25 protein-coding genes and 1 pseudogene are annotated in these 26,946 nt (G+C 36.0%); 9 read left to right on the plus strand and 17 right to left on the minus strand.

Annotation, left to right across the window (positions count from 1 at the left end; genetic code table 11):
- Positions 1-3: 3 nt before the first annotated feature.
- A complete protein-coding gene (locus tag LDK52_RS16960; protein WP_277587122.1) occupies positions 4-393 on the minus strand; it encodes a ferritin-like domain-containing protein in 390 nt (129 codons plus the stop codon).
- 72 nt (positions 394-465) lie between these two features.
- Between LDK52_RS16960 and LDK52_RS16965 the strand changes: the two genes are divergently transcribed.
- The gene (locus LDK52_RS16965; RefSeq protein ID WP_277587123.1) at positions 466-669 is read left to right on the plus strand and encodes a YheE family protein; all 204 of its coding nucleotides are present in this window, start codon (positions 466-468) and stop codon (positions 667-669) included.
- Positions 670-735: 66 nt separating this feature from the next.
- Here the strand turns inward: LDK52_RS16965 and LDK52_RS16970 are convergent, their stop codons facing one another.
- The 5 genes from LDK52_RS16970 to chrA form a co-directional block, all read right to left on the minus strand.
- The gene (locus LDK52_RS16970) at positions 736-1,992 is read right to left on the minus strand and encodes an MFS transporter (RefSeq protein ID WP_277587124.1); all 1,257 of its coding nucleotides are present in this window, start codon (positions 1,990-1,992) and stop codon (positions 736-738) included.
- A 146-nt stretch (positions 1,993-2,138) separates the two neighbouring features.
- On the minus strand, positions 2,139-2,945 hold the full coding sequence (locus tag LDK52_RS16975) for a DUF2935 domain-containing protein (protein WP_277587125.1): 807 nt from the start codon (positions 2,943-2,945) through the stop codon (positions 2,139-2,141).
- A gap of 930 nt (positions 2,946-3,875) precedes the next feature.
- The gene (locus LDK52_RS16980) at positions 3,876-5,615 is read right to left on the minus strand and encodes an ABC transporter ATP-binding protein (protein ID WP_277587126.1); all 1,740 of its coding nucleotides are present in this window, start codon (positions 5,613-5,615) and stop codon (positions 3,876-3,878) included.
- On the minus strand, positions 5,612-7,354 hold the full coding sequence (locus tag LDK52_RS16985) for an ABC transporter ATP-binding protein (RefSeq protein WP_277587127.1): 1,743 nt from the start codon (positions 7,352-7,354) through the stop codon (positions 5,612-5,614). Before LDK52_RS16985 ends, LDK52_RS16980 begins: the two co-directional genes overlap by 4 nt.
- A 377-nt stretch (positions 7,355-7,731) precedes the next feature.
- Entirely contained in the window at positions 7,732-8,889 is a 1,158-nt protein-coding gene (chrA, locus tag LDK52_RS16990) for a chromate efflux transporter (protein WP_277587128.1), read from the minus strand.
- A 221-nt stretch (positions 8,890-9,110) separates the two neighbouring features.
- On the opposite strand from chrA, the gene LDK52_RS16995 reads away from it, so the two are divergent.
- Positions 9,111-10,457, plus strand: coding sequence for a hemolysin family protein (locus LDK52_RS16995; RefSeq protein ID WP_277587129.1), 1,347 nt, complete (start codon positions 9,111-9,113; stop codon positions 10,455-10,457).
- Between the two features lie 72 nt (positions 10,458-10,529).
- The gene (locus tag LDK52_RS17000; protein ID WP_277587130.1) at positions 10,530-11,414 is read left to right on the plus strand and encodes a cation diffusion facilitator family transporter; all 885 of its coding nucleotides are present in this window, start codon (positions 10,530-10,532) and stop codon (positions 11,412-11,414) included.
- A gap of 101 nt (positions 11,415-11,515) precedes the next feature.
- On the opposite strand, the gene LDK52_RS17005 is transcribed toward LDK52_RS17000, so the two are convergent.
- Both LDK52_RS17005 and LDK52_RS17010 read right to left on the minus strand, forming a co-directional pair.
- Positions 11,516-12,163, minus strand: coding sequence for a response regulator (locus tag LDK52_RS17005; protein ID WP_277587131.1), 648 nt, complete (start codon positions 12,161-12,163; stop codon positions 11,516-11,518).
- An 11-nt stretch (positions 12,164-12,174) separates the two neighbouring features.
- The gene (locus LDK52_RS17010) at positions 12,175-13,290 is read right to left on the minus strand and encodes a GAF domain-containing sensor histidine kinase (protein WP_277587132.1); all 1,116 of its coding nucleotides are present in this window, start codon (positions 13,288-13,290) and stop codon (positions 12,175-12,177) included.
- Between the two features lie 1,074 nt (positions 13,291-14,364).
- Here LDK52_RS17010 and LDK52_RS17015 point away from each other — a divergent pair.
- Positions 14,365-14,532: a hypothetical protein gene (locus LDK52_RS17015; protein WP_277587133.1), complete on the plus strand. Its 168-nt coding sequence runs from the start codon at positions 14,365-14,367 to the stop codon at positions 14,530-14,532.
- 209 nt (positions 14,533-14,741) lie between these two features.
- Here LDK52_RS17015 and LDK52_RS17020 read toward each other — a convergent pair whose 3' ends face one another.
- Positions 14,742-16,463, minus strand: coding sequence for a phospho-sugar mutase (locus LDK52_RS17020; protein WP_277587134.1), 1,722 nt, complete (start codon positions 16,461-16,463; stop codon positions 14,742-14,744).
- A gap of 20 nt (positions 16,464-16,483) precedes the next feature.
- Positions 16,484-18,025, minus strand: a complete 1,542-nt coding sequence (locus tag LDK52_RS17025) for a carbon-nitrogen hydrolase family protein (protein ID WP_277587135.1) — start codon at positions 18,023-18,025, stop codon at positions 16,484-16,486.
- 336 nt (positions 18,026-18,361) lie between these two features.
- Between LDK52_RS17025 and LDK52_RS17030 the strand changes: the two genes are divergently transcribed.
- Genes LDK52_RS17030 through LDK52_RS17040 form a run of 3 tightly spaced genes read left to right on the plus strand, consistent with a single transcriptional unit; the run spans position 18,362 to position 20,159 of the window.
- The gene (locus LDK52_RS17030; RefSeq protein ID WP_277587136.1) at positions 18,362-18,787 is read left to right on the plus strand and encodes a disulfide oxidoreductase; all 426 of its coding nucleotides are present in this window, start codon (positions 18,362-18,364) and stop codon (positions 18,785-18,787) included.
- Position 18,788: 1 nt separating this feature from the next.
- Entirely contained in the window at positions 18,789-19,259 is a 471-nt protein-coding gene (locus tag LDK52_RS17035) for a thioredoxin family protein (RefSeq protein WP_277587137.1), read from the plus strand.
- A gap of 51 nt (positions 19,260-19,310) precedes the next feature.
- Positions 19,311-20,159: an RluA family pseudouridine synthase gene (locus tag LDK52_RS17040; RefSeq protein ID WP_277587138.1), complete on the plus strand. Its 849-nt coding sequence runs from the start codon at positions 19,311-19,313 to the stop codon at positions 20,157-20,159.
- A gap of 307 nt (positions 20,160-20,466) precedes the next feature.
- Here the strand turns inward: LDK52_RS17040 and LDK52_RS17045 are convergent, their stop codons facing one another.
- The 6 genes and pseudogenes from LDK52_RS17045 to LDK52_RS17070 all read right to left on the minus strand — a co-directional run bounded on the left by LDK52_RS17045 (position 20,467) and on the right by LDK52_RS17070 (position 24,416).
- Complete coding sequence (locus LDK52_RS17045; RefSeq protein ID WP_277587139.1) at positions 20,467-20,928, minus strand: hypothetical protein; 462 nt, start codon at positions 20,926-20,928, stop codon at positions 20,467-20,469.
- A gap of 88 nt (positions 20,929-21,016) precedes the next feature.
- Positions 21,017-21,256 (minus strand): hypothetical protein, encoded by a 240-nt coding sequence (locus LDK52_RS17050; protein ID WP_277587140.1) that lies wholly within the window; start codon positions 21,254-21,256, stop codon positions 21,017-21,019.
- 109 nt (positions 21,257-21,365) lie between these two features.
- Positions 21,366-21,817 (minus strand): annotated as a pseudogene (locus LDK52_RS17055) (SRPBCC family protein).
- 156 nt (positions 21,818-21,973) lie between these two features.
- The gene (locus LDK52_RS17060; protein ID WP_277587141.1) at positions 21,974-22,693 is read right to left on the minus strand and encodes an SDR family NAD(P)-dependent oxidoreductase; all 720 of its coding nucleotides are present in this window, start codon (positions 22,691-22,693) and stop codon (positions 21,974-21,976) included.
- Positions 22,694-22,907: 214 nt separating this feature from the next.
- On the minus strand, positions 22,908-23,798 hold the full coding sequence (locus LDK52_RS17065; RefSeq protein ID WP_277587142.1) for a GNAT family N-acetyltransferase: 891 nt from the start codon (positions 23,796-23,798) through the stop codon (positions 22,908-22,910).
- Between the two features lie 51 nt (positions 23,799-23,849).
- A complete protein-coding gene (locus LDK52_RS17070; protein ID WP_277587143.1) occupies positions 23,850-24,416 on the minus strand; it encodes a hypothetical protein in 567 nt (188 codons plus the stop codon).
- A 1,209-nt stretch (positions 24,417-25,625) separates the two neighbouring features.
- Between LDK52_RS17070 and LDK52_RS17075 the strand changes: the two genes are divergently transcribed.
- Both LDK52_RS17075 and LDK52_RS17080 read left to right on the plus strand, forming a co-directional pair.
- Positions 25,626-25,748 carry a hypothetical protein gene (locus LDK52_RS17075; RefSeq protein ID WP_256363930.1) on the plus strand — a complete coding sequence of 41 codons (123 nt, stop codon included), beginning with the start codon at positions 25,626-25,628 and terminating at the stop codon, positions 25,746-25,748.
- Between the two features lie 35 nt (positions 25,749-25,783).
- On the plus strand, positions 25,784-25,951 hold the full coding sequence (locus LDK52_RS17080; RefSeq protein WP_166462496.1) for a hypothetical protein: 168 nt from the start codon (positions 25,784-25,786) through the stop codon (positions 25,949-25,951).
- Between the two features lie 371 nt (positions 25,952-26,322).
- Here the strand turns inward: LDK52_RS17080 and LDK52_RS17085 are convergent, their stop codons facing one another.
- Positions 26,323-26,907 (minus strand): hypothetical protein, encoded by a 585-nt coding sequence (locus LDK52_RS17085; protein ID WP_277587144.1) that lies wholly within the window; start codon positions 26,905-26,907, stop codon positions 26,323-26,325.
- Positions 26,908-26,946: the final 39 nt, after the last annotated feature.

The raw sequence follows: 26,946 nt of genomic DNA on the forward strand, positions 1-26,946 counted from the left end.
AATTTACAAATAATGAAGCATAGTAGACAAACGGATTGCATGCTCCGTTTCATCATGCATGGCAACAAATAGCGGTGCATATGCTTGCTGGATTGGTATTAACAGCAACATTTCTTTATAAAGCTCCGCAGCTTCTAATTCATCTCTTATCGCATATTTAATGCATTCATCTAAGTCTGTACATAAAACATGTTCCGGAAAGTTTTGTACAAACGTACCAGTCAGCATATAATAGAGTTGTTGGAACATTTCGTAATGGCTTTTTTCATCCTCATAAATATGTTCGATAAAACCTTGCAAATAGGGATCATCCGTCAATTTATACATAGAACGATAAAAATGATAATCATGATATTCATTAAGTATGGCTTGCCTTAATTGCTCATTAAACAATTCGATGCTCCTTCACTAGTCATTTATACTAGTGTATGCAAACAAATTAACTCACATGAAAGGTTGATAGTCTTGCTACAACACTTTAGCTTCAAATCACTTTATGAAAACAAACAACTCCCTGGTTGGTCCATCTCTTTCTTTTATAAACAACAGCGATATGCTGCTGAATATGGATCAGATGGGACGATAAAATGGCTAGGAGAAGCCCCAGCTGATGAAGAAACAGTGAAAAAAATGATACATGAACTAATGTTATTTCATGTGTATGATTGAAAAATTAATAGCCAAACGCCAAAATGTATGGAAATGATTGTTATTTACTTCCATACATTTTTTTATTTAGTTATTGCTAAGCTTCTTTCGCCCAAACATAAAATAAAAATAGGTAGAGGCAATAATATAAAGAATTCCTGTAATCGTAAAGGTATAGGCATATCCCCAATAGAAGCCAAATGTTACTACAAGACCTGTAGAAATAGCTCCAGTACTTGCCCAGCCAACATTGAATACCATTTGGTTTACCGAATTGGCAAGCCCCTTATATTTATCTTGAACGAGGTCCATTGCAATTGCACTTTGAATTGGATTCCCAGCATTCATCAAAGCCTGGCGCATTAAAAACGCAATGGAGGCAATGAGTAAGGAATTCGTATAACCAGTGATGAATAAAAATGGAATCGATAGCAACTGAAAAATAACTAATGCCCTCACTTTACCAACCCTTTTTACCAAAGCAGGTCCGAGCAGCATAGCTACAGCGGTCATTGCAGAGCCAAGTGACAATATGAGACCAATATACGTATTTGATGCATCAAAACGATTAGAAAAATATAAATTTAAGTAAGGAATAACAAGGCCTGAACCAGTTCCTATTAATAGATTTGCAAAACCAAATAATATAATAACATTCAAGTTCTTACGGAAACCATTCGGTGCATTTGTTTCAAATCCTTCACCTTTGCTGTGTTTATCTTCTTTAACTTTTACGGCTCTTAACTGGAATAAAGGAAGCAAGCCGAATGTGAAAATGATTGCTCCTACTATTAGCACATACTTAATCGAATCTACCGTAGGAATATTCCCAATTACGTGAAGGGCATCAGCTAAAACCCCTCCCCCTAAACTCCCCACTACACTAGCAATGGTCATTAAAGAAAAGTGAATACTAAAAAGATGCATACGCTGACTTGAGTCTGTATTTTCAGCTAAGAAAGGCACGCCAGATACTTGAACTAATGCCATAAATAATCCTGTAAAAAATGCAGCATAAATCAGTGCTTGTTCGCCCGTAACTAAACTTCTATAAAATAGAGTACTTGCGGCAACCACAGCACCTGCAATGATGATTTTTTTCCTACCTAATCGGTCACTTAAATATCCTGCTGGCACTAACATAAGGGCAGAAGCAAGAGATGTCATGGATATAATCTTGCCATTCAGTGTTTCAGGATAACCAAGCTCTTTTATATATAGGTTGTACATAACTGCAAATATACCCATTCCAATTTGAATAAGTATATTTGCAAGCATAAACATTTTCACATTTCTATTAAAGGAAGATAACTTCTTTTTCCAATCAGCAAATAAAATATACATAGAGTACCTCTTTTTTTATTTCGGTACACTAAATATACGATTATCGTTAGAAAATTTCAATCTAAAATATTTTATTACTTATTTTTACATGAAATTCTAACTTACACCCTACCTTATAGTCTGTTGGGGGTAATAAAAAAACAGAATTATTGACCTACTACAGGGGTTCCGTTAGTTAGATTTTCCTCAAATAGATCAATAATCTCTATAAATCGTTCAGCTTCTCTAAACGTGTGGTCTGCTAATAGGGGATGAATGTTACTTTTAATTCGACAAGCCTCAATTAAATCACGTGCCGTTTTCTTAAAGTCTCTTAATGAAACGACAGATACACGGTTTTGATCTAAAAATTGATGAAGCAGTGGGGGAGTCTCTGATTGTGGTCTCATATGTTCCAAGTCAAGAGCCTGATATAATAACTTATCAAAATCATGGCTAAATTCTCTTGCCTGTTCAACTAATTTTCGTTCACTTGGATCTAAAAGATGACCAATAAATTTAGCATGGTCTGCCATAATTTTCAGGAAGAATACATTTTCTTTAATGATTGCTTCTGGTAAAGGTTGCAGTTTCCCTTCATTTAATTCTTTTAACCTTTTAGCAAAATAAGCTGCCTCTCTGCTAATATGATCAACTAATAGTGGGTAATTGTTCGTTGTGATTTCGCAACGTAGTATTAGTCCTAAAACTTTCCGTTTGTATCCCCAAATCGATACTGCTGCTTGATATACTTGTGAATTGAAAGCCTGAATCTGACGGGGATCAGTATTCACAGAGTAGCCCGCTAACTGCTCTTCGATTTTTTCGAAGATTGCAATGTACTTTTGTGCTTCTTCTATTAACTTTTGCTCATTAAAGGTAAAACCCAAGCTTAAAAATAATGCATGTTCCTTCATAATTCTGGACCAAAATTTAATCTCATTTAACGACCTTCCAACAAACTCATTTGACAACCTTCCACCTCCAGATTTTTTCTTCCTAGCATTGTATGATTCATTTCATAAAATAATTTCCAAACGTTTCTTTTCAAATGAGTCTTCTTTTAGTTGACTAATCCTGAATCAAAATAAGAAAAACCGGGCAAAAAAACGCCCGGTCCTCTAGGGTCTAAACCTGTTTCTACTGTTTTCGAAGGGCTTTGTACAGATTTATTGCGATATAATTACCATTTGATTTTTTAAAGATGCTGGTCGTGACTGAAGTCACGACCAGCATCTTTTTTTCTCGGTAATCTTATGGCTATTAACTGTCCGTCGCCCTCCTACAACTCTTAGAAACAGATAAGTACATTTTTGTGGTAACTAGAGAAAAGATACTATCCTAATAATTGAGGAGGCTCACGAAGATGCAATTTCGTTCGCTATTTCGCTTCTTTATTGGGTAGACACTTACTATTTTTCATTATTTCCACTAGTAAAAAAGAAAATCTACTATATTCATCTTTCCTTACACAATTTCATTCCTACATTCAACAGACGGTTTTATCCCCACATTAACTCGGACTACTCTTCTTATCTAAGCGAGAGTCTATGCAATATCCCCTAGTTTAGTACTACTCATTTAATTGATTGGAGTGAAAGTGGCGACTCCTGTGGGAACAGCAAATGTTTTCTGCACCGATAGCGAAGCGACAGGTGCACGAGCTGAAAGCCCCGCAGGAAAGACGTTGGTCAAACTTTATTTGACCAACGTCTTTGCGACGAGTAACCGCAGGAGCATATGTTTTCGTAGTGACGAGGAGATTGAAGCCGTGCCCACGGAAAGCGTCCACTGAAACGCAAATCAGTAGTATCAATCATTCTTAAAAGCCCTGTAAAACTGGTGTTCATGCTGTATTTTTATATACTTTCTTTTCTTTTAAAAAGGGAGTATCCCCGCATGTGTTATACATGCTGAGATACTCCTGCTTGTAATTTATACATTTGTTCATAGCGACCTTGTAGTTGAAGTAATTCGTCATGAGTTCCACTTTCGACGATTTCACCATGGTCTAACACTAATATGCGATCCGCATTTTTAATAGTAGAAAGTCGATGTGCAATGATAAAAGTGGTTCGACCTTTTTTCAGTACATCCATCGCATGTTGAATAATTTCTTCTGTCTCTGTATCAATATTGGATGTCGCTTCATCCAATATTAATATAGCGGGATCAAAAGCAAGTGCTCTAGCGAATGAAACTAGCTGTCGCTGCCCAGACGATAAAGTGCTCCCCTTTTCAATAACAGGTTCATCCAAGCCTTTTTCAAGATTTTTCAACACTCGTTCTCCGCCGACAGCTTCTAAAGCTGCCTCCACTCTCTCTCGAGAAATACGCGGATCGTTTAAACTGACGTTTGACTCAATCGTTCCTGAGAACAAATAAGGATCCTGTAAAACAATACCCATATGATTACGAATTGTTTGTCTCGGTAATGTTGTTATGTCTGTTCCATCTATTAAAATCTTCCCTTTTGAAGGATCATAAAAGCGGAACAATAAGTTCATAATAGAACTTTTACCAGATCCAGTATGACCTACAAGCGCTACAGTCTCCCCTTTATTCGCTACAAAGTTCAAATTTTTCAATACATAATCCTCTGCTTTATACGCAAAAGATACATCTTGAAACTCTACATTTCCTTCATATCGTTTCATACGTTCGTCTTTTACTTCTTCTCCTGTTTCATCAAGTAATTGGAATACTCGATGTCCAGCAACCAATGATCTCTCTAATTGCGCAAATTGGTTAACAATCCCTGTGATTGGATTAAATAAACGAGTCGTATAGTCTACAAATGCATAGAGCATACCAGCTGAAATGATTGTATTTGGCTCCAGGGACAAGCTTCCAAAATACCAGATGAACATAACAAACATAATCATACGGAGCACACTTACTAAGTTAAATGAAGTTGCTGAGTCTAGAGTAAGTAGCTTCTTCTGATAGCGATAATGTTCTTCATTCATTTCTTCAAATTCACGTTCCATTTGCTTTTCACGTTTGAATGCTTGAATAATGGACATCCCTTGGATTGATTCATTTATCATTGCATTTAAATCAGCAATTTTTGTGCGAACTACATGATTATATTTAGATGCATATTTTCGATAAGCAATCATCCAAACATACACAATAGGAACAACAAATAGTGCCATTGCAGCCATTTGTACGTTTAAGATGAACATAGCAACATAAACCCCTACAATGGATATGATACTCGTTGCAAACTGAGATAATACTTGCACATACAAATTACGAATTGCTTCTGTATCGTTTGTCACACGTGCGACAACTTTTCCTGCAGGCAAGTTATCAAAATACTGTATTGGCAACGTTTGAATATGTTGAAAAACATCATTTCTGAGCTTTTGCACAACTCGGTTTGCACCAATCTGTAAATTGATGAACATAAAGTATCTAAAAACCGCTGTTACAATTGCTAACCCAAAGTAGACAGCCAATAGCATTAATATAGGTGGAAGATTAATAGCTCCCTCCGTAATATGGTCGTCGATAATTTTCTTTGCAATGAATGGACCAGTTAAATCTGCAAACACCGCAATAGTTAAAAAGATTAGGCCAAGAATAATTGGTTTTTTATAAAATAACGCATAATGGTAGAGTCGTTTTCCTGTACTCATGACGACACCCCCTCAAGCTGTTGACGATCATATTGTTCTTTATACCAACCATTTTGTGTAAGAAGTTCTTGATGAGATCCCTCTTCCACAATAAGACCTTCATCTAAAACGATAATATGATCAGCATGTTGGATACCTGACAAACGATGCGTCGTAATAATTGTTGTCTTTCCACTACGTTCATTTTGTATATTTTCAATAATTTTAGCTTCTGTTTTAGCATCTACTGCAGAAAGAGAATCATCTAACAGCAAAATTTCCGGATTTTTAATAAGCGCACGAGCAATAGATACCCGTTGTTTTTGTCCGCCGGATAATGATACCCCTTTTTCTCCAACTAACGTTTCTAAGCCCATTGGTAAGCTCATTAGATCCTGTTGAAAGTGTGCTAAACGAATTGCTTCTTCAAGTTCATCTTCCGTCGCATCTTCTTTACCAAAAAGAATGTTTTGACGAATTGTTCTAGAAAACAAAACATGATCTTGTGGTACATATCCAATCCATTCCAGAACTTGATCTTTCGTTTGTGCTGAAATTGCAGTTTCTCCTATTGTTAACTGACCTGCTCCAATCGGATATTCCTTTAATAATTGCTTCATAAAGGTAGTTTTTCCGGAACCAGTTTTTCCTACAATTCCAAGTGTTTGACCTTTCTGAATGTTAACTTGAATATTTTGTAGATTTTTTACTTGTGACAATGGGTATTGGAAACCAACATCTTGAAATCCAATTGAATCCACACCATTTAACTGAACCGGTGTAGTAGGATCTTTTACATCTTGGTCATATTCTAATGTTTCTTGCACTCGATCAAGCGAGGCATTCCCACGCTGCATCACATTGATTAGTTCACCAATTGCAAACATCGGCCATATGGCCATCCCTAAGTAAACGTTAAAGGTGATTAGATTACCAACTGTCATTTCACCTTTTGATACTAAATAAGCACCATACCCTAGGGCAACTACATAACTGATACCAGTTCCAACCTTTGTAATAGGTCCGAAAAGTGCATCAATTCGTTCTACAACCATATTTTTCTCATAGACTTCTTCACTCATATCAGCAAAGTTCTGTTCATCAGCTCTTTCCTGGACATAAGCGCGAATAACTCGAACCCCAGCAACCGATTCTAATACACGGTCATTTAAATCACCAAATGCATCCTGGGCAACCATATACTTTTCATGAATTTTTTTCCCAAGATATTGCATGATAAATGCTAAAATAGGTATTGGTAAAATCGCAAAAAATGTAAGTTTCCACGAAATTAAAAAGCCCATTGCAAGTATAAGTGCAGCCATATACATGGTAGAATCAATTAATGTCATGATCCCAAACCCCGCTGTTGTGGCTACTGCATTCAAATCATTTGTTGCACGAGCCATTAAATCACCCGTACGATTTTTTTCGTAAAATGTTGGTGTCATATTCAAAAACTTTAAGTTTAACTTCGATCGTAAAATACGCTCAATCGTAATCGAACCACCAAATAATTGATATTGCCAAACGAAGTTAAGTACATAGCCTATAATAATTATTCCAACAAAGTAGAGGACATATTGCATTAATGACTCTTTTGTCATTTCCCCCATAGTTATGGTATCAATCGCTCCACCAACTAACCATGGTGGTAAAACCTCAAATGCACTAGCAATTATTAGCAAACTAACCGCTATTGTATAACGCTTCCAATGATCTTTAAAAAACCATTTCAATTTAAATAATACAGAAAACATTTATAACCCTCTTTTCTTCTTTCTACACAAAACTTAATAGCTATCCACCTTCAAGAGATTCCTTTAATAAAATTTGCTTTGTCCGTTGAATAGTCATATCCAACACTCCTTTACGTTTTATTCACCAAAAATCGGAAATAAATAGACATAGAAAAGCGCATTACCCTTATACAGGTAATGCGCTTTAATAGTAGACAATACGAATACGTAAAATGCCTGTTATTAAATCATTTCCGGTCTAATGGTAGGTATGAACAATTAGTCAAGTCTACAACTTTATCCTTTAAACATTTCATTTTGTCATACCTCCATTTCCATTTTTTATGTAGATTAACAGTAGCATACTGTAATTTTAATTGTCAATACTTTTTGAATTTTTATAATCCATGCACAATTACACCTAGCACAACACTAACGAGTACGACCTTGTATGGTGCTAATTTATACACTACTAGCATTGTAAAAGTGATTAATACAATAACAAAATCAATCGGACCATTCACCGCACTCATGAATACTGGATCATAAAGTGCTGCAAGCAGAATTCCTACAACAGCAGCATTGACTCCCTTTAATGCAGCTTGAATCCCTTTTTTAGAACGAATAATTGACCAAAATGGCAATGTTCCAACGACCAACAAAAATGAAGGTAGAAACATTGCAAAAACCGCGATCAATGCTCCGCCTGTACCAGCTGTTATTTGTCCTAAAAAGCCAGCGATTGTAAATAATGGACCAGGTACTGCTTGTGCAGCACCATATCCAGTAAGGAACACGTCGGCAGATACATCTACCTCCCTTTGTAGCATCGGTAATACAACATGACCACCACCAAATACAATCGATCCAACACGATAATAAGTATCAAAAATAGCATAATAGACAGATTGTACAAAGGGCTTTAGTAAAGGTAGTAAAACAAGCAATGTGAAAAATAATATCCAGCTAATGATTCCAGTTTTTTTCCCAAAGCTTAGCTTCATCTCAGGAGCAGATTCTATTGATTCATTTTTATAATAAAAATAACCAAAAATGCCTGCAATAAGAATAATCACTATTTGTCCAACTGCAGTAGGAATAAGCAACGTGAGTATTGCGCATGCTATTGCAATAGAGATTCTAATACGATCTGGAGCTAATGATTTTTGCATTCCAATTAAGGCATGTGCTACAACCGCGACCGCCACTATTTTTAACCCTTGGATCCATCCACTATCAAAAGAACCTGAACTCGAGATAAATGCAGCAAATAACATTAAAAGGATTACTGATGGCATCGTAAAACCTAGCCATGAAATAATACCTCCTAATAATCCGCCTCTTAATATTCCAATAGAGATTCCTACTTGAGAGGAAGCAGGTCCAGGTAAAAACTGACATAACGCAACGATATCTGCATACAATTTGTCATCAAGCCATTTTCTTTTTTCCACATACTCGTCTCTAAAATAACCTATATGAGCAGCTGGACCTCCAAATGAGGTTAAACCGAGCTTAGTGGATGTCTTAAGTATTTCTATGTATTTGTTTTTCATCGAGTACCTCCCAACTTTATTAATCTCTATTATCTAATATTCCTAAGTGTAAAGATATTAAGCTTTTGTAAATATTGATAATAGAATATCTTTATTTAAAGTAGAAAGATTTGTAATTTCTATTTTTATCTTTTATTATTAAACGTATAAACTATTTTTAAGAAAACAGGAGGTGTACACTTTGTCTTCCCCCTCATTTGGGTTTGGGACAAAGTAATTATTTGGACATAGCCATACGATTGACAGCGTTTGCTGTCTTAATCGCATTCACTGCATTTTTCGTTGCGAGTGAGTTTGCAATAGTAAAGGTAAGAACTACAAGAATTGATCAGCTTATAGCTGAAGGAAATACTAAGGCGATAAATGCTAAAAAAGTAGTTTCCAATCTGGATGAATATCTATCTGCCTGTCAGCTCGGAATCACCATAACAGCTTTAGGGCTTGGGTGGCTTGGAGAACCGACAATAGAAGCAATATTACATCCTGCATTTACTTATTATGAACTCCCAGAGAGTGTTTCCTCTGTACTTTCATTTATTATTGCATTCTCTCTTGTAACCTATATTCATGTAGTTGTAGGAGAGTTAACACCAAAGACTTTTGCCATTCAAAGGTCAGAACAAATTACATTAGCAGTAGCAAAACCACTGATCATTTTTGATAAACTTATGTATCCAATTATTCACGGGATGAATGGTTCCGCTCGTTTCTTAGCAACTAAAGTATTTGGTTTAGAGTCAGTTTCCGATTCAGAAGTAGCCCATTCAGAAGAAGAGCTTCGTATGATTCTTTCCGACAGTTTTAAAGGCGGAGAAATCAATCAAGCCGAGTACAAATACGTGAACAAAATTTTCGAATTTGATGATCGTATTGCAAAAGAAATTATGGTTCCACGTACTGAGATAACTTCTATTGATAAAGATTTTACGTTAGATCAAGTATTTCAACTGATTGGTGTGGAACAATTTACAAGATATCCAGTAACTGACGGCGATAAAGATCATATTATTGGACTCGTAAATATGAAAAATCTGTTAACGGCATATATTAAAGATCCTACAAATGCAACTACACCTGTAAGTGATTATATGCAACCAATCATTCGTGTTATTGAGAATATGCCAATCTCCGATTTATTACTTAAAATTCAACGTGAAAGAATTCATATGGCTATTTTAATGGACGAATATGGTGGTACTTCAGGACTTGTAACGATTGAAGATATTATCGAAGAAATCGTAGGCGATATACGTGACGAGTTCGATACCGATGAACTTCCGGAAGTTCAAAAGTTAGACGAGAATCATTATATTGTAGATGCTAAAATGTTAATCGAAAATGTGAACGACCTACTAGGTATAGATATCGATGAAGAAGATATAGATACAATAGGTGGTTGGTTTATGACAAAAAGCTATGAAACCGTAAAAGGTGAAAAAATTCAACAACAAGGCTATGATTTCATGATTAAAGAGATTGATGGACATCATATTCAATACTTAGAAATTATTAAATCTGCTCCGCCAGTTAAAGAAGTGAAAGAAGAAATAGTCGAACAAAAAAATTAGGACATATATAAAAACGACTCTCATTTGAGGGTCGTTTTCCTATGTCTATAATTGTTGAAATGAGGAAACATTGTGGAGCTATATACAAACTTACGTGAAGGGGAAAAAGGTGCATGGATAAGTATTGGTATCTATCTAATACTTAGTACTATTAAGCTAACCATTGGTATCTTTGGTTCCTCAGAAGCCTTAAAAGCAGATGGACTTAATAATTTTACAGATATTATCGCCTCTGTCGCAATATTAATCGGACTGCGTATTTCTCAAAAGCCGCCAGATAGTCATCATCAGTATGGACATTTACGTGCAGAAACGATTGCTTCCCTCGTTGCTGCATTTATCATGGCATTTATTGGAATTCAAGTACTTATTCAAGCAATACGACATCTTGTTAATCCTACTGAAGAAACACCTTCCATGTTAACCGCAATTGTTGGACTAGGTAGTGCAATTATTATGTACATTGTTTATAGATATAATTTACAGCTTGCCAACCGTATTCATAGTGCGGCTTTAAAAGCTGCTGCTTACGATAATCGCTCCGATGCATTAGTTAGTATTGGTGCGACTATCGGTATAGTCGGATCTATTTTAGGGTTTCCAATTTTAGACGGAATAACTGCCCTGTTAGTCGGGATAATAATTATCTATACTGCTTATACTATTTTTCATGATGCGGCTTACACACTATCTGACGGCTTTAATGTGGAGGAAGCGGAGTCCCTCTCCACAATAGTAAGACTCGTCGATGGTGTCGATGAGTTACAAGATTTTAAAGCGAGAATGCATGGAAATTTGATGTTTGTCGATCTTACTGTAACCGTAGATCCAAATCTGAACGTTATGAATAGCCATCGTATTACAGAGGAAATAGAACAACGAATAATGAAGGTCAAGCCATTTTCGGTTGTCCTAGTCCACATTGAACCAAATATGGACACGCTTGATGATATGTAAGTAATTTTGATGGTCGATCGATTATAGCTCTTCATCTAATTTTATATAGAGAAACAAAAAGCACGGTGGATCGCATAGTTATTGCGACTCTCCGTGCTTCTTTATTGTCCACTTGGTTCTGTTAATCCATGCTTGACCGCATAAAGAGCTGCTTGTGTGCGGTCTTGAACATGTAGCTTGGCAAATATATTGGAAATATGCGTTTTTACTGTTTTCTCAGTAATAAACAAAGAGGATGCTATTTCTCGATTACTTTTCCCTTTTGTTAATTCGGATAATACATCCTGCTCCCTAGGTGTTAACGGATGTTCTTCATGTGGACTTGGTACAACTGGCTCCCACTCTTTTTCAAGCTGAGTTGTCGCCTCTGGATGTAACGTATTTTCTCCACGCATGAGCTTTCGAATTGCATCGGCCAAGTCATCTGGTTCGATATCCTTTAGCTGATATCCTGCTGCACCAGCTTTTAAGGCAGGTATCACATGATCTCTATCTGAAAAACTAGTAAGCATTAATATTTTTATTTCAGGATTTGTAGCCTTTATGTGTTTTGTTGCTTCTATTCCATTCATTACTGGCATGACCAAATCCATTAATATGACATCGGGCTTCAAGCTTGCTGTTAACTGCACAGCTTCTTCTCCATTAGTTGCCTCACCTACAATATCCATATCCTTTTGCGTTTTCAGAAAAAACATTAAACCTCTTCTTACTACATGATGATCATCTGCAATTAGTACACGTATCATTATTACTCCCCCTAGTAAGGTAATCGCACTAATATTTCTGTTCCTGTTCCCCACTCTGTTACCCAATCCACTGTACCGCCGACAAAATTTGCTCTATCCTTCATGCTTTGTAAACCGATAGAACGTAATTTTTTAGGTTCTTTCATATGAAATCCACAACCCTCATCTTTCACGACTAACATGACATCAGTAGTGGTAACTGTTAAATATAGTTCAGCTTGGAGTACACCAGAATGCTTTCGAATATTATTCAATGCTTCCTGCGCAATTCGAAATAGTGTTTCTTCTATAATTGCAGGTAAGTTAATAACTCCTTTTACCTTCACTATCAAAGTAAGCCCTAAAATATCTCCATATCCTTTAAGACCTTCGATAATTCCTGACTCCAGCCCTTTTGGACGTAGCTGCCAAATGAGTGCACGCATTTCTGTTAGAGCTTCCTGTGTTAGATACTGTATTTCTTTAAATGTATCTTTTATTTCCTGTTGCTCAGTCATTTCTATGCCACCACGAGCAGTTAGGGTGACAGAGAATAGTAATTGGTTAACCGAGTCATGTAAATCTCGTGCAAGTCGGTTACGCTCCTGTACAAGAGCTACCTGTTGCTCCTGCTTAGTGAGGTAAATGCGCTTAATAGCTGACCCAATCTGAAAGGCTACAGATTCCAGTAAGGCAAGCTCGCCTTCTGAAAACCGTATCATGTTTGGAGTCGCAACATTTAATAGTCCGAAGCTTTCTTGCCCTGATTGTAAGGGTACTGTTGCATGATGCGTAATGCCCCCACTATCCTCATTACTCATCTTTCCTGCGTTGACAATTCTTTTACACTCAATTATATTCGAGGCTTTTTTTAGCTCGCCTTTTTGAAACCTTGAAACACACCAGCAGCCACCTTTTTGCAATTGTCTGCAGTCATTCTGTTTGAGTGCGTTCGGCAAATTTTCGTTTGCAATTAGCTGTTGCTTTCCTTTTTCATCAATAAAAAATATCCATCCTGTTTCAAACAAAGTACCTTCTAATAGTTTGTACAATGCTCCTTGTAGCATATTTTCCATTTCAGTTTCTTCATTTAGTAATTCTGCTATTTCTTTTAGTAATTCAATGTTCGAGAGTTCATTTGTTAGCATGTAAACTCCTCCAAGTATGTAAATTCATCTATTTTTATATTATCACTTATCCACTACTCGCTGTAGAATCTGAGCATCATACTTTTGACCGAATAAGACAAATCCGGTCCGATCAAAACCTCCGTATGCCGTTGATTTCCGCTCCGGTCGGACGCTTTCCGTGGGCACGGCTCGAGCCTGTAGTCTCTCCCTCGTGCTGTTCCCACTGGAGTCGCCGACCTGCGCTATAATCAACAATGTCAACTTGAAGTAAACAGATAATTTAATACAATATTACTTATTAATTCATAGTTAATTTGAAAATAAGCAGTGTTGAAATGGACTCTAGTACAAAAAAGTTTTACTGTCTTCATCTATTGTTGTATAGCATGTCCAGTTCACTAGAGATAACAATCGATTTTATCACTCACTAAAATTTATCCAATCTTATCATCCAAGCGATATGCTGTGCCAAATCTTCTAATGGAGGACTACACACTAATTGATTGGAGTGGAATGTGTCGACTCCAGCGGGATAAGCGAGAAAGTCGAGACCCCGCAGGTATGCGCTTCAAAGTAAGAAAAACCGGGCAAAAAAACGCCCGGTCCTCTAGGATCTAAACCTGTTTCTACTGTTTTCGAAGGGCTTTGTACAGATTTATTGCTAAATAATTACCATTTGATTTTTTAAAGATGCTGGTCGTGACTGAAGTCACGACCAGCATCTTTTTTCTCGGTAATCTTATGGCTATTAACTGTCCGTCGCCCTTCTACAACTTTTAGAAACGGGTTAGATCATTTTTTGGGTAACTAGAGAAAAGATACTATCCTAATAATTGAGGAGGCTCACGAAGATGCAATTTCGTTCGCTATTTCGCTTCTTTATTTAGTAAACACTTACTAATTCTCTTTTTACCACTATATAAAAGAAGATCTCATTTCTTCCTCATTTATTCAATAGTCGATTTTATCCCTATATTAACTTAGTCTACTCTTATCGTCTTAGCGATAAGCTCTGCTAATCTTCTTATCGAGTACTACTCACTTAATTGATTGGAGTGAAAGGTGGCGACTCCAGCGGGATGAGGGAGACAGATGAGACATCACATCGACGCGCAAGCGACGGTGATGGCTCATCGCTCACCCCGCGGAACGGGTCTACCTGAAACGGAAATCAGTAGTATTATTCATTCTTTAAAGTCCCATGAATTCAGTGTACACGGTACATTTTTATATACTTTCTTATCTTTGAACAAAGGCTAAGAGCGCCACCTCGTGTGGCAACGCCTTCGTGACCAACTTCCTGTTGGCCTGAGGAGGCTCGGCCTCGCCCGCGGAAAGCGTCCACATGAAACAGAATTCACAGGATTATTCGTTCTCTAAGCCCCTTGAACCGAGTGTACACTCTGTATTTTTATATATTTTCTTATAAAAAAAAAAGGAAAAGCAAGTTTACTTTTCCTTTTTCTCTATTATTCTTTTAAATATTGATCCATCTTCAATGAAAAATCATCTTGTAGAGCCTTTAGTTTTTGTGCGCTTTCTGCTTCTGAGCCACTAAGTACGCCGAAGTAATATTTAATCTTCGGCTCTGTCCCACTTGGTCTTACGCAAACCCATGAGCCGTCTGCTAGGAAGTACTTAATAACATTTGATTTTGGTAGGAATATTTCCTCATCTTTACGACCATCCGTGAAAGTTCGAACGGAGTGCAAATAATCCTCCTGGGAAAGAACAGTAATTCCGGCAACTTCCGTAATTCTATTTACACGAACCTGCTCCAGTAAGTTTTGAATGGCATTCGCACCACTTACTCCTTTTTTCGTAACAGATTGAAGTCCTTCTAAGTAGAAGCCATGTCTTTCATATAACTGAGATAATACATCAAGTAGGGTCTTATCTTGTTTTTTAAAATGGGCAGCAGCTTCTACTATCGCGAGCACGCTCTGTACCGCATCTTTATCGCGTGCGAAGTCTTTTATCAAATAACCATAACTTTCCTCATAGCCAAATAAAAACTCAAACTCTTTCGTCTCTTCGTATTGCTTTATCTTTTCACCGATAAATTTAAAGCCAGTTAATACACTTTCTGTACTTACTCCGTAATATTCAGCAATTACTCGGCCTAAATCAGAAGTAACAATGGTTTTAAAAACACGACCATTTACAGGTATATCCCCTTTTTTCTTACGCTGTGACATCAAGTATTCGATTAATATAGCCCCGGTTTGATTGCCTGTTAAAAGCTCATATTTAGAAGCCGTTTTAACTGCAATACCTACTCGATCGCCATCTGGATCGACAGCTATTAGTATATCCGCATCATTTTTTTCTCCATGTTGTATAGCGTATTCAAATGCACTTTCCTCTTCGGGGTTTGGAGATATCAGTGTAGGGAAATCTCCATCTGGCTCCATTTGCTCCTCTACATAGTGGATATGCTTGTAGCCAACTTCACTTAATATTCGTTTAACCGTTTTTCCAGAAGCGCCGTGTAAAGGAGTGAATACTACCTCCAAGTCAGATGACAATGCGAGTTCTTCGTTTTCCTGCACTGTCTTTAAGGCATCTATATAGGCTTGATCCATTTGCTCATTTAATTGAATTACTAATTCTTGGTCTGGATTTCGTTGAACGATATGGAGTGCATCTCCTGCATCATTCACGTGCTGGATAACGACTTCGGCATCCGCTAGATTTAACTGTGCCCCATCCTCCCCATAGACCTTGAACCCATTATATTCAGGAGGATTATGACTTGCAGTTATGACTATTCCCATGAATGCATACAAATGTCTAACGGAAAATGAAAGCTGGGGTGTAGTTCTTGGCTCCATATATAAATAAGCTTTTATACCATTAGAGGCTAGTGTACTCGCTGCTTCTTGGGCAAACTCTGGAGAGAATCTACGACTATCATAGGCAATTACTACACCACGCTCCATAGCTTCTGCTCCAGCTCCTTTTATATATGAAGCAAGGCCAGTCGCCGCTTTACGTATCGTATACGTATTGATACGATTCGTTCCAGCACCGATTTCCCCTCGCATCCCACCAGTTCCAAATTCTAAATCCCGGTAAAATGCATCTTCTACTTTCTTTTCATCTTTTGCTAAGTGAAGAAGATCCTTTTTCCAATTGGATTCTAACTCTGAGAAGTTATTCCACTGGTCAAAAAGTTGTTTATATCGCATGGCCTATTAACCCCTATCCATTACTTTTTATAATCGACATTGTATACATCATGACGGCGATCTTTTAAATGTTTAACCGTCCCGTCTTGACGTTGACGACGCAGGATTTCTAAATCTACATCCCCGATTAAAACCATCTCTACATTCGGTTCTGTTTCTCCTACAATGCCATCACGCGCAAATTCAAAATCCGAAGGTGCGAAAATAGCAGACTGTGCATATTGAATATCCATATTTTCTGTTTGTGGCAAGTTTCCAACTGTCCCTGAAATAACTGTATAAATTTGGTTTTCAATGGCACGTGCTTGTGCACAATAGCGAACACGAAGATACCCTTGACGATCTTCGGTACAAAATGGGGTAAAAATAATATTTGCGCCCATATCTGTCGCTATACGTGCCAGCTCTGGAAACTCTATATCATAACAAATTTGAATGGCAATCTTCCCACAATCTGTATCAAATACTTGTACGGAATCTCCTGCACTAATCCCCCACCACTTACGTTCGTTCGGTGTGATATGGATTTTATATTGCTTATCAATTGCACCATCTCGGTGGAACAAGTATGCGATATTATATATTTCCTCGTTTTCTTCTTCCACAAAGTGAGAACCAGCAATAATATTGATATTATAACGGATCGATAAATCTGAAAATAACTCCATATATTGCGGAGTATACTCTGTTAATTTACGAACCGCTTGGCTTGGTGATGGTTCATTCAGGAAAGACATTAGTTGCGTAGTAAAAATTTCCGGAAACACTACAAAATCAGATTGTGCATCGGAAGCAACGTCAACAAAGTATTCACATTGGTTCGCAAACTCTTCAAATGAGTTTATTTTACGCATCATATATTGCACTGCACAAATTCGTACAGGATAGCTTGTTTTGAAGTGACGTTTTGAAAGTGGGATATAATCAACATTATTCCATTCCATCAGTGTTGCATATTTGACAGAAGCCTTATCATCTGGCAAATAGTTAGGGTTAATACGCATCAATGTAAAGCCATTCATTAATTGGAATGTTAAAACTGGATCATATATCTTATGGCGAGAAACAGAAGTCACATACTCTCTTGGTGACATCTCATCTGTAAATTTATGATAGTTTGGAATACGACCACCAATAATAATTGATTTTAGATTAAACTGTCTTGCAATATCTTTTCTACCTTCATATAAACGTTGTCCAACCTTCATTCTTCTGAATTCGGGATGCACCATTACTTCTATTCCGTACAAATTATATCCTTCTGGATTATGGTTTGTAATATATCCTGCTTCCGTCACATCCGACCAAGAATGACGGTCATCATATTCATCAAAGTTAATAATTAGACTTGAACAGGAACCAATTACTTTTCCATCCAATTCAGCCACTAGCTGTCCTTCTGGAAAAATAGTTAAGTGGCTACGTAAATGAGCTACTTCCCACGGATCCATTCCTGGAAAACATTGTCGCTGTATTTCTAAAATAGACTCTATATCGGAAAAAGACGTTTGTCTTATAATCATGCTTTGTTCGAATGGGGATAAATCAAATTCTTCAGTCATTATATCGGCTCCTCTTTCATCTGTAACTTTCATTATATAGCTTTTTTCTCTTCAGTTAAAGTGAACAGTCAATCAGCGGTTTTTTTCTCCGCTGATTGAAAATAGAACTCAGGCTACTAACGCCGCGTCGTGCGGCAAAGCCTGAGTGACCAACATCCTGTTGGCCCGAACCAATCGGGCATTTACGGGCAGTAGATTTCCCACTTATGTTTTTTACTTAGGGAAGTCTTAAAATGGAAGTCATACTGTCCGTTAATGCGGGGTAAAATATTTTACATGTAATTAAAGAAGCATTATACTTTAATTTGAGTTCAAAGTAATTTTTAAGGAGATCCTATGACAAAAAAAATAGAAAATCTATTATTATTCATGTGGACAGTTTCCCTTACTGCAACATTAGGTTCCCTCTACTTTTCAGAGGTAAGAGGCTACGAACCATGTGATCTATGTTGGTACCAGCGTATACTCATGTATCCCCTTGTGCTAATATTAGGGATTGCATACGTACAAAAAAATCCCAAAATAGCAGTAACTACATTTGTATTCTCTGTGATTGGTGGATGTATCTCCGCTTATCATTATAGCATTCAAAAGCTGACTTTTATGCAAGAATCGGCACCAGCTTGCGGAAGAGTTGCTTGTACAGGAGAATATATAAACTATGCAGGATTTATTACAATTCCATTTTTAGCGCTAATTGCATTTATTTTAATCGCAATTACAAGTGTTATTGTATGGAAGAACATCAAGGAGGAAAAATAACTTGAAGAAACTACTTATATTTGGTGGCATTATCATCGCAGTCTTTGTATTAATCTTTGTGTTAAACTCACAGAAAAACAAAGATGCTTTAGCTAATAATCCCTATGATACGGATGATTTGAGACAATCTACTATTGATCTAATCGATGATCCGAACTATCAAAACATTATTTTGCCAGATGAATTGAAGAAAAAAGTTTCTTCTGGAGAACCTGTTACAGCTTATTTTTTCAGCCCAGAATGTGTACATTGCCAAGAAATGACTCCACGTTTATCTCCAATTGCTGAAAAAAATGACATTGAAATCGTCAAATATAATGTACTTGAGTACGAAAAAGGCTGGAATGATTACCTTATCGAAGCAACACCAACAATGATCTATTTTGAAGATGGAAAAGAAGTAGAAAGAGTAACTGGCGCTATTTCTAATGATCAAATTCAATTATTCTTTGATGAAATTGTTTTAAAATAACCAAAAGGGTCTTGTCAAGTAGACAGACCCTTTTTTTAAAGGAGCAGGAAAATGATACATACATTAACTTATACAGTAACAGAAGAAGGCTTAAAAATAGATAGTCTTTTCCAAGACAAGTGGAAACTCGGTAAAAAGTTAATACATGAGCTACGCATGCAAAAGGCTGTCAGCAATACAAGTGGAGAGCTTCTACAATGGAAACTTCCGAACAAAAAAGGTGATGTACTTGTGATTAAATGGGAAGGAGAAGCCTCTAACTATCTACTTTCCGATCAAATTCCTTTGTATGTGGCGTATGAAGATGAGTATTTATTGATTGCTTCTAAACCACGTGGTGCATCGACGCATCCAAACGAAGATGGGCAAAATCATACCTTTATGAACACCGTGACAAATTATTTACACAGTAAAAATCATCATTACGGCGAACATGTGCATCGCATTGATGAAGGTACTAAGGGATTAGTAGTTATAGCAAAAAATCCACTTGTCAAAGGTATGCTTGATCGTATGCTTGAAAACAAAACAATTGTCCGCACTTACGAGGCAACTGTAGAAGGACAAGTGAAAAACCAGCATGGTACTATACGAGCTGCTATTGGTAATGATCGCCACCACCCGACTCGCAAAAGAGTTTCTCCATCTGGTCAAAACGCAATTACTCATTATGAAGTTGCAGGCAAACATGAACAATTTACAAAAGTGCATGCGATTTTAGAAACTGGACGTACCCACCAAATTCGAGTTCACTTAGCCCATTTAGGACATCCTATTGTTGGTGACGAACTATATGGAGCTAAAAAAACACCTACTAAAATGTATGAACTCCATGCATTTAAAGTTCAATTTAATCATCCAATAACAGGTGAAGTGCTTGTTGTGGAAGATAAACGTTAAGATGTAATGGAAAGTTGCAGATTGTTGGTGTATATTGCGTAAAAGCAGCTCGATATTGCGTATATTCAGTGAAATGTTGTGCATATACTAGCCGCTTTGCACGTATGACTCCAATTGTTGCGCAAAGCAAAAAGCAGGTGAGAAGTATTCATTTCTCACCTGCTTTTTTAATTTAAGGCTATGTTAAAAGTAAAGGTTGATTTTAAATGCAGTAAAAAATGAATTGCGAAATGTATTGAAATGCTCATTTTATTTTGAAGTCCTTTTTTACTAAGCATCTGTTAGTTGAAGCGTAATAATCCACAGACTATAAATTTCTAAAAAACGGGTCAGCACCAAACCAAGTTTGAATATCATTTTCTTCTGTATACGGTTGAATCCAACAAACGCCAAAATAAAATTTTTTATCAGCAGTATTTTGAAATGTTTCATATTGAATTCCATTACTTAAGTAATCCCCGCCATACTCAATATCTTCTCGGTAATCGGTGAATTCTCCTTCTATTGCAATTATGATTTTTATATCGTTCTTGTAAAAAGAAATCGCTTCAAGCCTTTCTCCACTTTCAATTTCTTTCTTTACGTCTATTGAAGGAATGCAACATTTAATTTCTTGATTTTGATTTTCACTTTTATATTCATATTCAATTAAGTACCTACCATTTACATCTCGACAATGCAGTTCTAAATTTTCTAATTTTATTGCAGTAAATCCCACTTCTTCATCATTAACAAATAATTTAATAGCACCTAAAGGAGTTAATAACAATATAATCACCCCCTTTTAAAATTTCCCATGTTGGAGCATCCGTTTGTGAAAGAATGACTGTTCCATAGTTGAAACAATCACTTACTGTCTATCCTTTAACTGCACTCATTTTTTTCTTACTTATGAACCAAAATAATATCGTTAGAACAAATAGTATAATAGGAGTCAAACCAACATATTTCCAAGCATTATTTGCCCCTGAAAAATAATACGCTATCGGTATGAATGTAATCGTACTAATTAGTAAGAATGTCCAAGAATTTTTAACAACACCGAGCAATAAAGCTAAAATTGAAACAAATAATGAAAGTTGCCATAATAATAACATTTCCCCACCTCTACTCAACTTATTTGCTCTAATTTAACCCGCGGTTTTAGCACAATAAGAAAAAAGAATTTACTCCGTTTTGAAGTGCAGCACCCATTACCTGAAGAAGCTATTTTGCATTTTCTGCAATTCTATTTAATGCTTTTGCACGAGAAATTATAAGTCATATAATATTCCAGAAGTAATTTGTCAGCAATCATACCAATAAGACCAAAAGGTGATTTATACACAAATGTATCAATCATTAGAGTTCCACCTTTCTCTTCTACAAATAGATATGTATGCGTAAAAGAACTAAATGCTCCTTTTTACCATAATTTCAACAAACACAGTAGGCTTTTTCATATGAATTACTTTTGCCGTTAGCTTTTGTTTAATACCAAGGTGAATAGCCTCCCAAGTAACAGTATCTCCCTCTTCTAATAACCCTTGCATAACCCCATCCACAGCTTTTTCCATCGTTTTAGCAGTAGTAATAGTGTGTATATTTACGTTTCTTGCAAGGTCAAAGCATACAACCACAGGTGCTTGTATAAATTGCTTGTGCTTAATAATAGGCATTTGCATTCTCCTTTGTAAGAACGTATTTTCATTTACCTTATTCAACTAATATGCTTTAGTTTAGTATTAAAAAGGCTTTACTCTTTATTGAAGTAACGTACCCTGTTAGTTGAATTTGAACTAAAACACTACGTTTCTTTCAGAGGAATTATTAAATTAATTAGAGAGTGAATGAATTTTTAATACCCAAGCAATAATACGCCATCGTTTAGAGACATATACTGTCTTCTTTTTCTTTTTTACACTATCGTAAATTTGCAAAGCAGCTTTTTCTGGAGAAGCAACCCAAAACATTTTCTCTTTATCACCTTTAGCCATATTCGTATCAACGAACCCACATTTAACATCGGTTACTAAAACGTTTACCTTCTGCAACTTTAACTTTTGGCGAATACTGATTAGGTAATTGGAAACAAAGGTTTTTGAAGCGTTGTAAGCAGGTGCAGTAGGATTCGCCATTAAGGCTCCAATTGACGATATCCCTACTATGTGTCCAGAGGTTTTTGATAAAAAATATTTATAAGCAACATTAGACATTGCTACAAATCCTGAAACATTTACATCGATTGTCTCTTTTTCAAAATCTAAATTCAAATCAGGATTGAGATGCCCCACACCAGAGCTAATAATAATTAAATCCATTCCATCCATCTCTTCAATAAGTTCTTCTAGAAGGTTCCTCGCTTCATTAATATGTGAAACATCGATACATTTGATAAATGATTTATGCGCTAACTTTTTTTGAAGTGCAAGTAGATTATCTGTTCTTCTAGCAACTAATCCAACTATATAACCCTCATTTGATAAAACCTTTGCAAGTTCTTCACCAATTCCAGAACTTGCACCAATGACTATTGCCTTTTTCAATATTTTCATCCTTTTTCTCCTTAAAAAGTCGTAGTAATACCCTTCTTTATTCTTTCTAACGAGATGATATTCCTTCTTCAACTAAACTGAGTAAGTTAGATCAATAAGAAAAAGTGCTATACGCCTTCTTGAAGTACAGTACGACATTAGTAGAATAAGGTAGGTTAATTTCATAACTAAACAGCACCCATATTCGGCTTAGCATCAGGAGTTTCAATATTGTTTATGAGTGTGATGTCAATGGAAATAGAAAATGCTTTGGACCATCTTTTAGTAAGGGACGGACTAACAATGTATCATCACTCTTTGTTATGAGCTCTTTATGGAAATTTAGACCATCATAATCTGGAGTAAAATAGAGATGAATTGTCTGTTTTTTATCCGAAACAATACGATTTATAATAGAATCTAATTCAATTCTTTTTGTACTGATTATATCAAAAATATGAAGATGAACTTCGTCTTGTTTAAATATAACAATCACATCATCCTCTTCGATATAATAGATTGCGTCATTAAATGCTAGGATAAAATAAAACATTAAGAGGTGCTCATTATTTTTAACCCCCAATATTGAAGATACGGGGATTCTTTCCTTAGCGAATTTTTTCATCAGTTGAAAATCATTGGTATCTTCCGAATCTAACCGGCGCATATTAGTTGATATTACTTGTTGTTGATTTAAATCAGTAATGTTCAAAGAAAAACTACTTTCTGGTACTTTTTCAAATCCAAATTTAGGATAGAAGTCTAGAACTGTTTCATTTGCGAATAAGTAAATAAAGTCGCATTCTTTTTCATATTTATCAATAATGTGATTCATAAGTTTCCCAGACAAGCCTTTTTTTCGATAATCAGGATGTGTCATCACTGTCCCAACTTGTATCGCCTTATATTCTTTACCATTAGAAACAAGAGTCATTTTATTAATGGACGCATTTGCGATCACTTTATCACCATCAATGTATGAATAACATATATATTTATCGTCCCAACATCCCTTTTCATACCATCCTTTAAAATCAATTTCAAAGACCATTTTTGCTAATTCATTAAAGCTTTCCTTATATGTTTCAATGTACTTGTAGTCACTTATTAATTGATATTCTTTCATTACAAACCCCTACTCTTTAATTTTGCCTTTATCCATAAAATCTAGACTTTCTCACCATTCATGAATTCTATTAAATTGTATATTAGCTTCTCTTATTTTGTGGTCAATTCGAGTTCGAATTTCCAATGTCAAGCGTCCATTTTGAACGATTGTTAATTCTTCGCCATCATGAAATGAAAACACATAAAATGGTACAGTATCAGTATTTTCTAAATCATCAAAGTATTCAATATTCTTTACATCTGTCCATAAGTATTTTTGTTCATTTTGGGAAAATGCTTGACGAAAATTTAAGGATTCTCCTGATAATGATACGTATGATAAGGATGCCCCATATAATAGAATACTGCTACAAATCGTGCAAAAGATAGCAAATATAATAGATATTTTTCTAATATTAGTTAGCCATATTACAGTAAGAGCAATAATTAATAAAAGTACTGCAAGTCCACATAACACAAAATTAATCTTAGGCGTAACAATTATCCAAACACCCATTTTATAATATAATGTTTCAGAGACAGTAATTGGCTCTAAAAAGATAATGAACGGTGAAAATAAAAACAAACAAATACTTAGTACCATGAAAACGTGGCGTCCTTCTGATCGATTATTCATAATAGGCTCCCCTTTATTAACCAGTAACTTAAAATAGTTAATATTAAATTACGGGGATGTAAGAAATTTAGTCATTATATATATACGTTTAGAACTCCCCATTTCCCTTTATACGTTTGAAACGAGTAGAAGTTCCATTTTTACTTAAATTTTCCATTTGGTATAAAAAATCTGTATCTGCTTATTAAACCAACCGTTAGTAATAGGTAAGCATTTGAAATTATGTCCAGCTTTTCCCCTACTCCGCACGGAACGTGACAGTTTCCCATCATTCCGCGTTCCATCTAACGATTTGTACTAGACTATAAGTTCCTCGTTACCCATAGACAAATTTTCTCCTAAGAGCTCACACTGTGGAAATCCCACATTCTTACCAGATCGGTGCGATGAACGTTTGGAAAATAATCATTCCATTTCGCTAGACTTGGGGCTGTTCTTCCACCTCCATTACAAGGGTTTCACTGGTCGTACCCCTACCCTCATAAAGACAAATACATTTCACCATATAGCTAAAAGCAACCGTTTCGGGTGACAGCCCTTGAGTCAACTTTCCTTATTTTCCAAGTACCTTACAACGTAGCTATACGTTCTAGACGTAGGTGCTTCCTTTAAGCCTGTGAACTGGATACCGCCATTGTTCGGTATAGTGTGTTTCATAGAGTGCATTTTTACTTTCAAAGGATCTATACGTTTTTCTTTCCAATGCGGAAGCGGCTTAACTTTGGACACTGATACCCTGAAAATAATACATAATCTTCAGAAAAGTGTTGACATTCAGAAATAAGTAATGATATCCTATAGTAGTTAGATATTCAAATTAGAAATGGAGGTACGGAAAATGACTACATTTAGAACTTTAAAAAATAATCGTATAGTGATTCCGTGCCCAACCGCAAATAATTAATAATTAATACGGACGGCATGTTATGCCGTTTTTTTCTATGAGCACACGCTTATGTAAAGAAGCGTGTGCTCTTTTATGTGCATTTTTAGAAAATTTGGTGTTTTCACGCATTGCGTGTTGCATATATAAACAAAATAACAAGAAAAGGAGTGCTGGTGATGATGATCATGAAACAGCTAAGAAAGTTATTAAAAAAGGAATCTCTCGAAAGTGGATAGCGCCGGTTGGGGAAAGGAAAACCCCAGTTGACTAAAATGATGCTATTGGCTTAATCGGAAAAATAATAAATGAAGGAGGATAAAAAAATGATGATACCAAAAATGAGTGGTAAGCAGATTAATAAATTTGTAGGTAAAAATAAATTGGAGTCGCCAACACACTATTTAGGTGAAAAGTGGCTAACAGGAATGGTGCTAGCCACACCTTAACAATATAATTGGACTTCTCCTTAAGGAGAAAAATAATGTTTACGATTAACGATATAGAATATGCAAAGCAACGGATGGCTGACTTGGAAAAGGAAGCAAGACAATATAAATTAGGACATAACTATCTATCTAGAAAAAAGAAAATCCAAAAATCTTTTTTGAAAAGAGTCTTGAGTTATTTTACACGCGTAAATTCAAAATAACCTTCAGAATTGGTAACGATAAGTTGACATAATGTGAACCTTTAATCAGTGGGGATTTTCTTCATCCCCCACTGATTATTAGTTGAACTAATCGGGGTATTACTGCCGTTAATGCGGGATAAAGATTCCATTGAATTCGCTTCGGCGCTAGGGATACCTCTCGCCATAAGGCCAAGCAGCTTCACCGTTGTTCTGATGACTTCGGCTACCCCTGTTAAGGCTCCTGCACTTAGTTCGTTTAGATATTAATTTGTTCGATTTATATAGACAGTAGTCAATTACCTATTCATAACTAAGAAAAGATCTCTAGCGCGTGTGAGTACGCACTAGAGATCTTTTTGATTAGAAATATCTACTTTTTGAAAAACCCACTACTCAAGTTTAAAATTTATTATGCTTCTTCCCTCAACCACTTCTCCATCTTTCCATATAAATTCGAAAGCATATTGATTTCCAATCATTTCTTCATCAACTGTAATTGTTAATGGTGTATTTTCAGGAGACTTTTGTTTTCTACTCACTTCTTTTGAATCATATTCATCGCTATTATCTACGTGTATTAAATGAATCTCTGTTGGTTGCGGTTTTAACGAACTCCAATCAAGTTGAAGTTGGTTACCAACTTCAACTTCTCCGCTATGGATGCTAGGGTAATTGTAATGAATGAATTCATCACAGTTATTCCAACATACTTCTCCATAAGAGGAATCAAACAGATATTTCACGTTCCCCTCAGAAGACAAAAGGGAAATTTCAGGTCTAACAAGAGCCTTAAAAGATGGAAGTATTTTTTCTTCATTTCCAACAGTATTTTTTTCAGTCTGTATTTTTTTAGTATTCTCTTTAGATACTTGACTTGTCTCTTCCTTCTTTAGAGACTCTTGGCTATCATTGTTACACGCGATTAAAACTACAGATAATAACAGAAAAATTAATAGTAATAGTGTTTTTTTCATTTTGCACTCCTTCTTGAAGTAAAGTTAGTAATAGGTAAG

Source organism: Psychrobacillus antarcticus (genome assembly GCF_029533155.1).
Taxonomy (GTDB): Bacteria; Bacillota; Bacilli; order Bacillales_A; family Planococcaceae; genus Psychrobacillus; species Psychrobacillus antarcticus.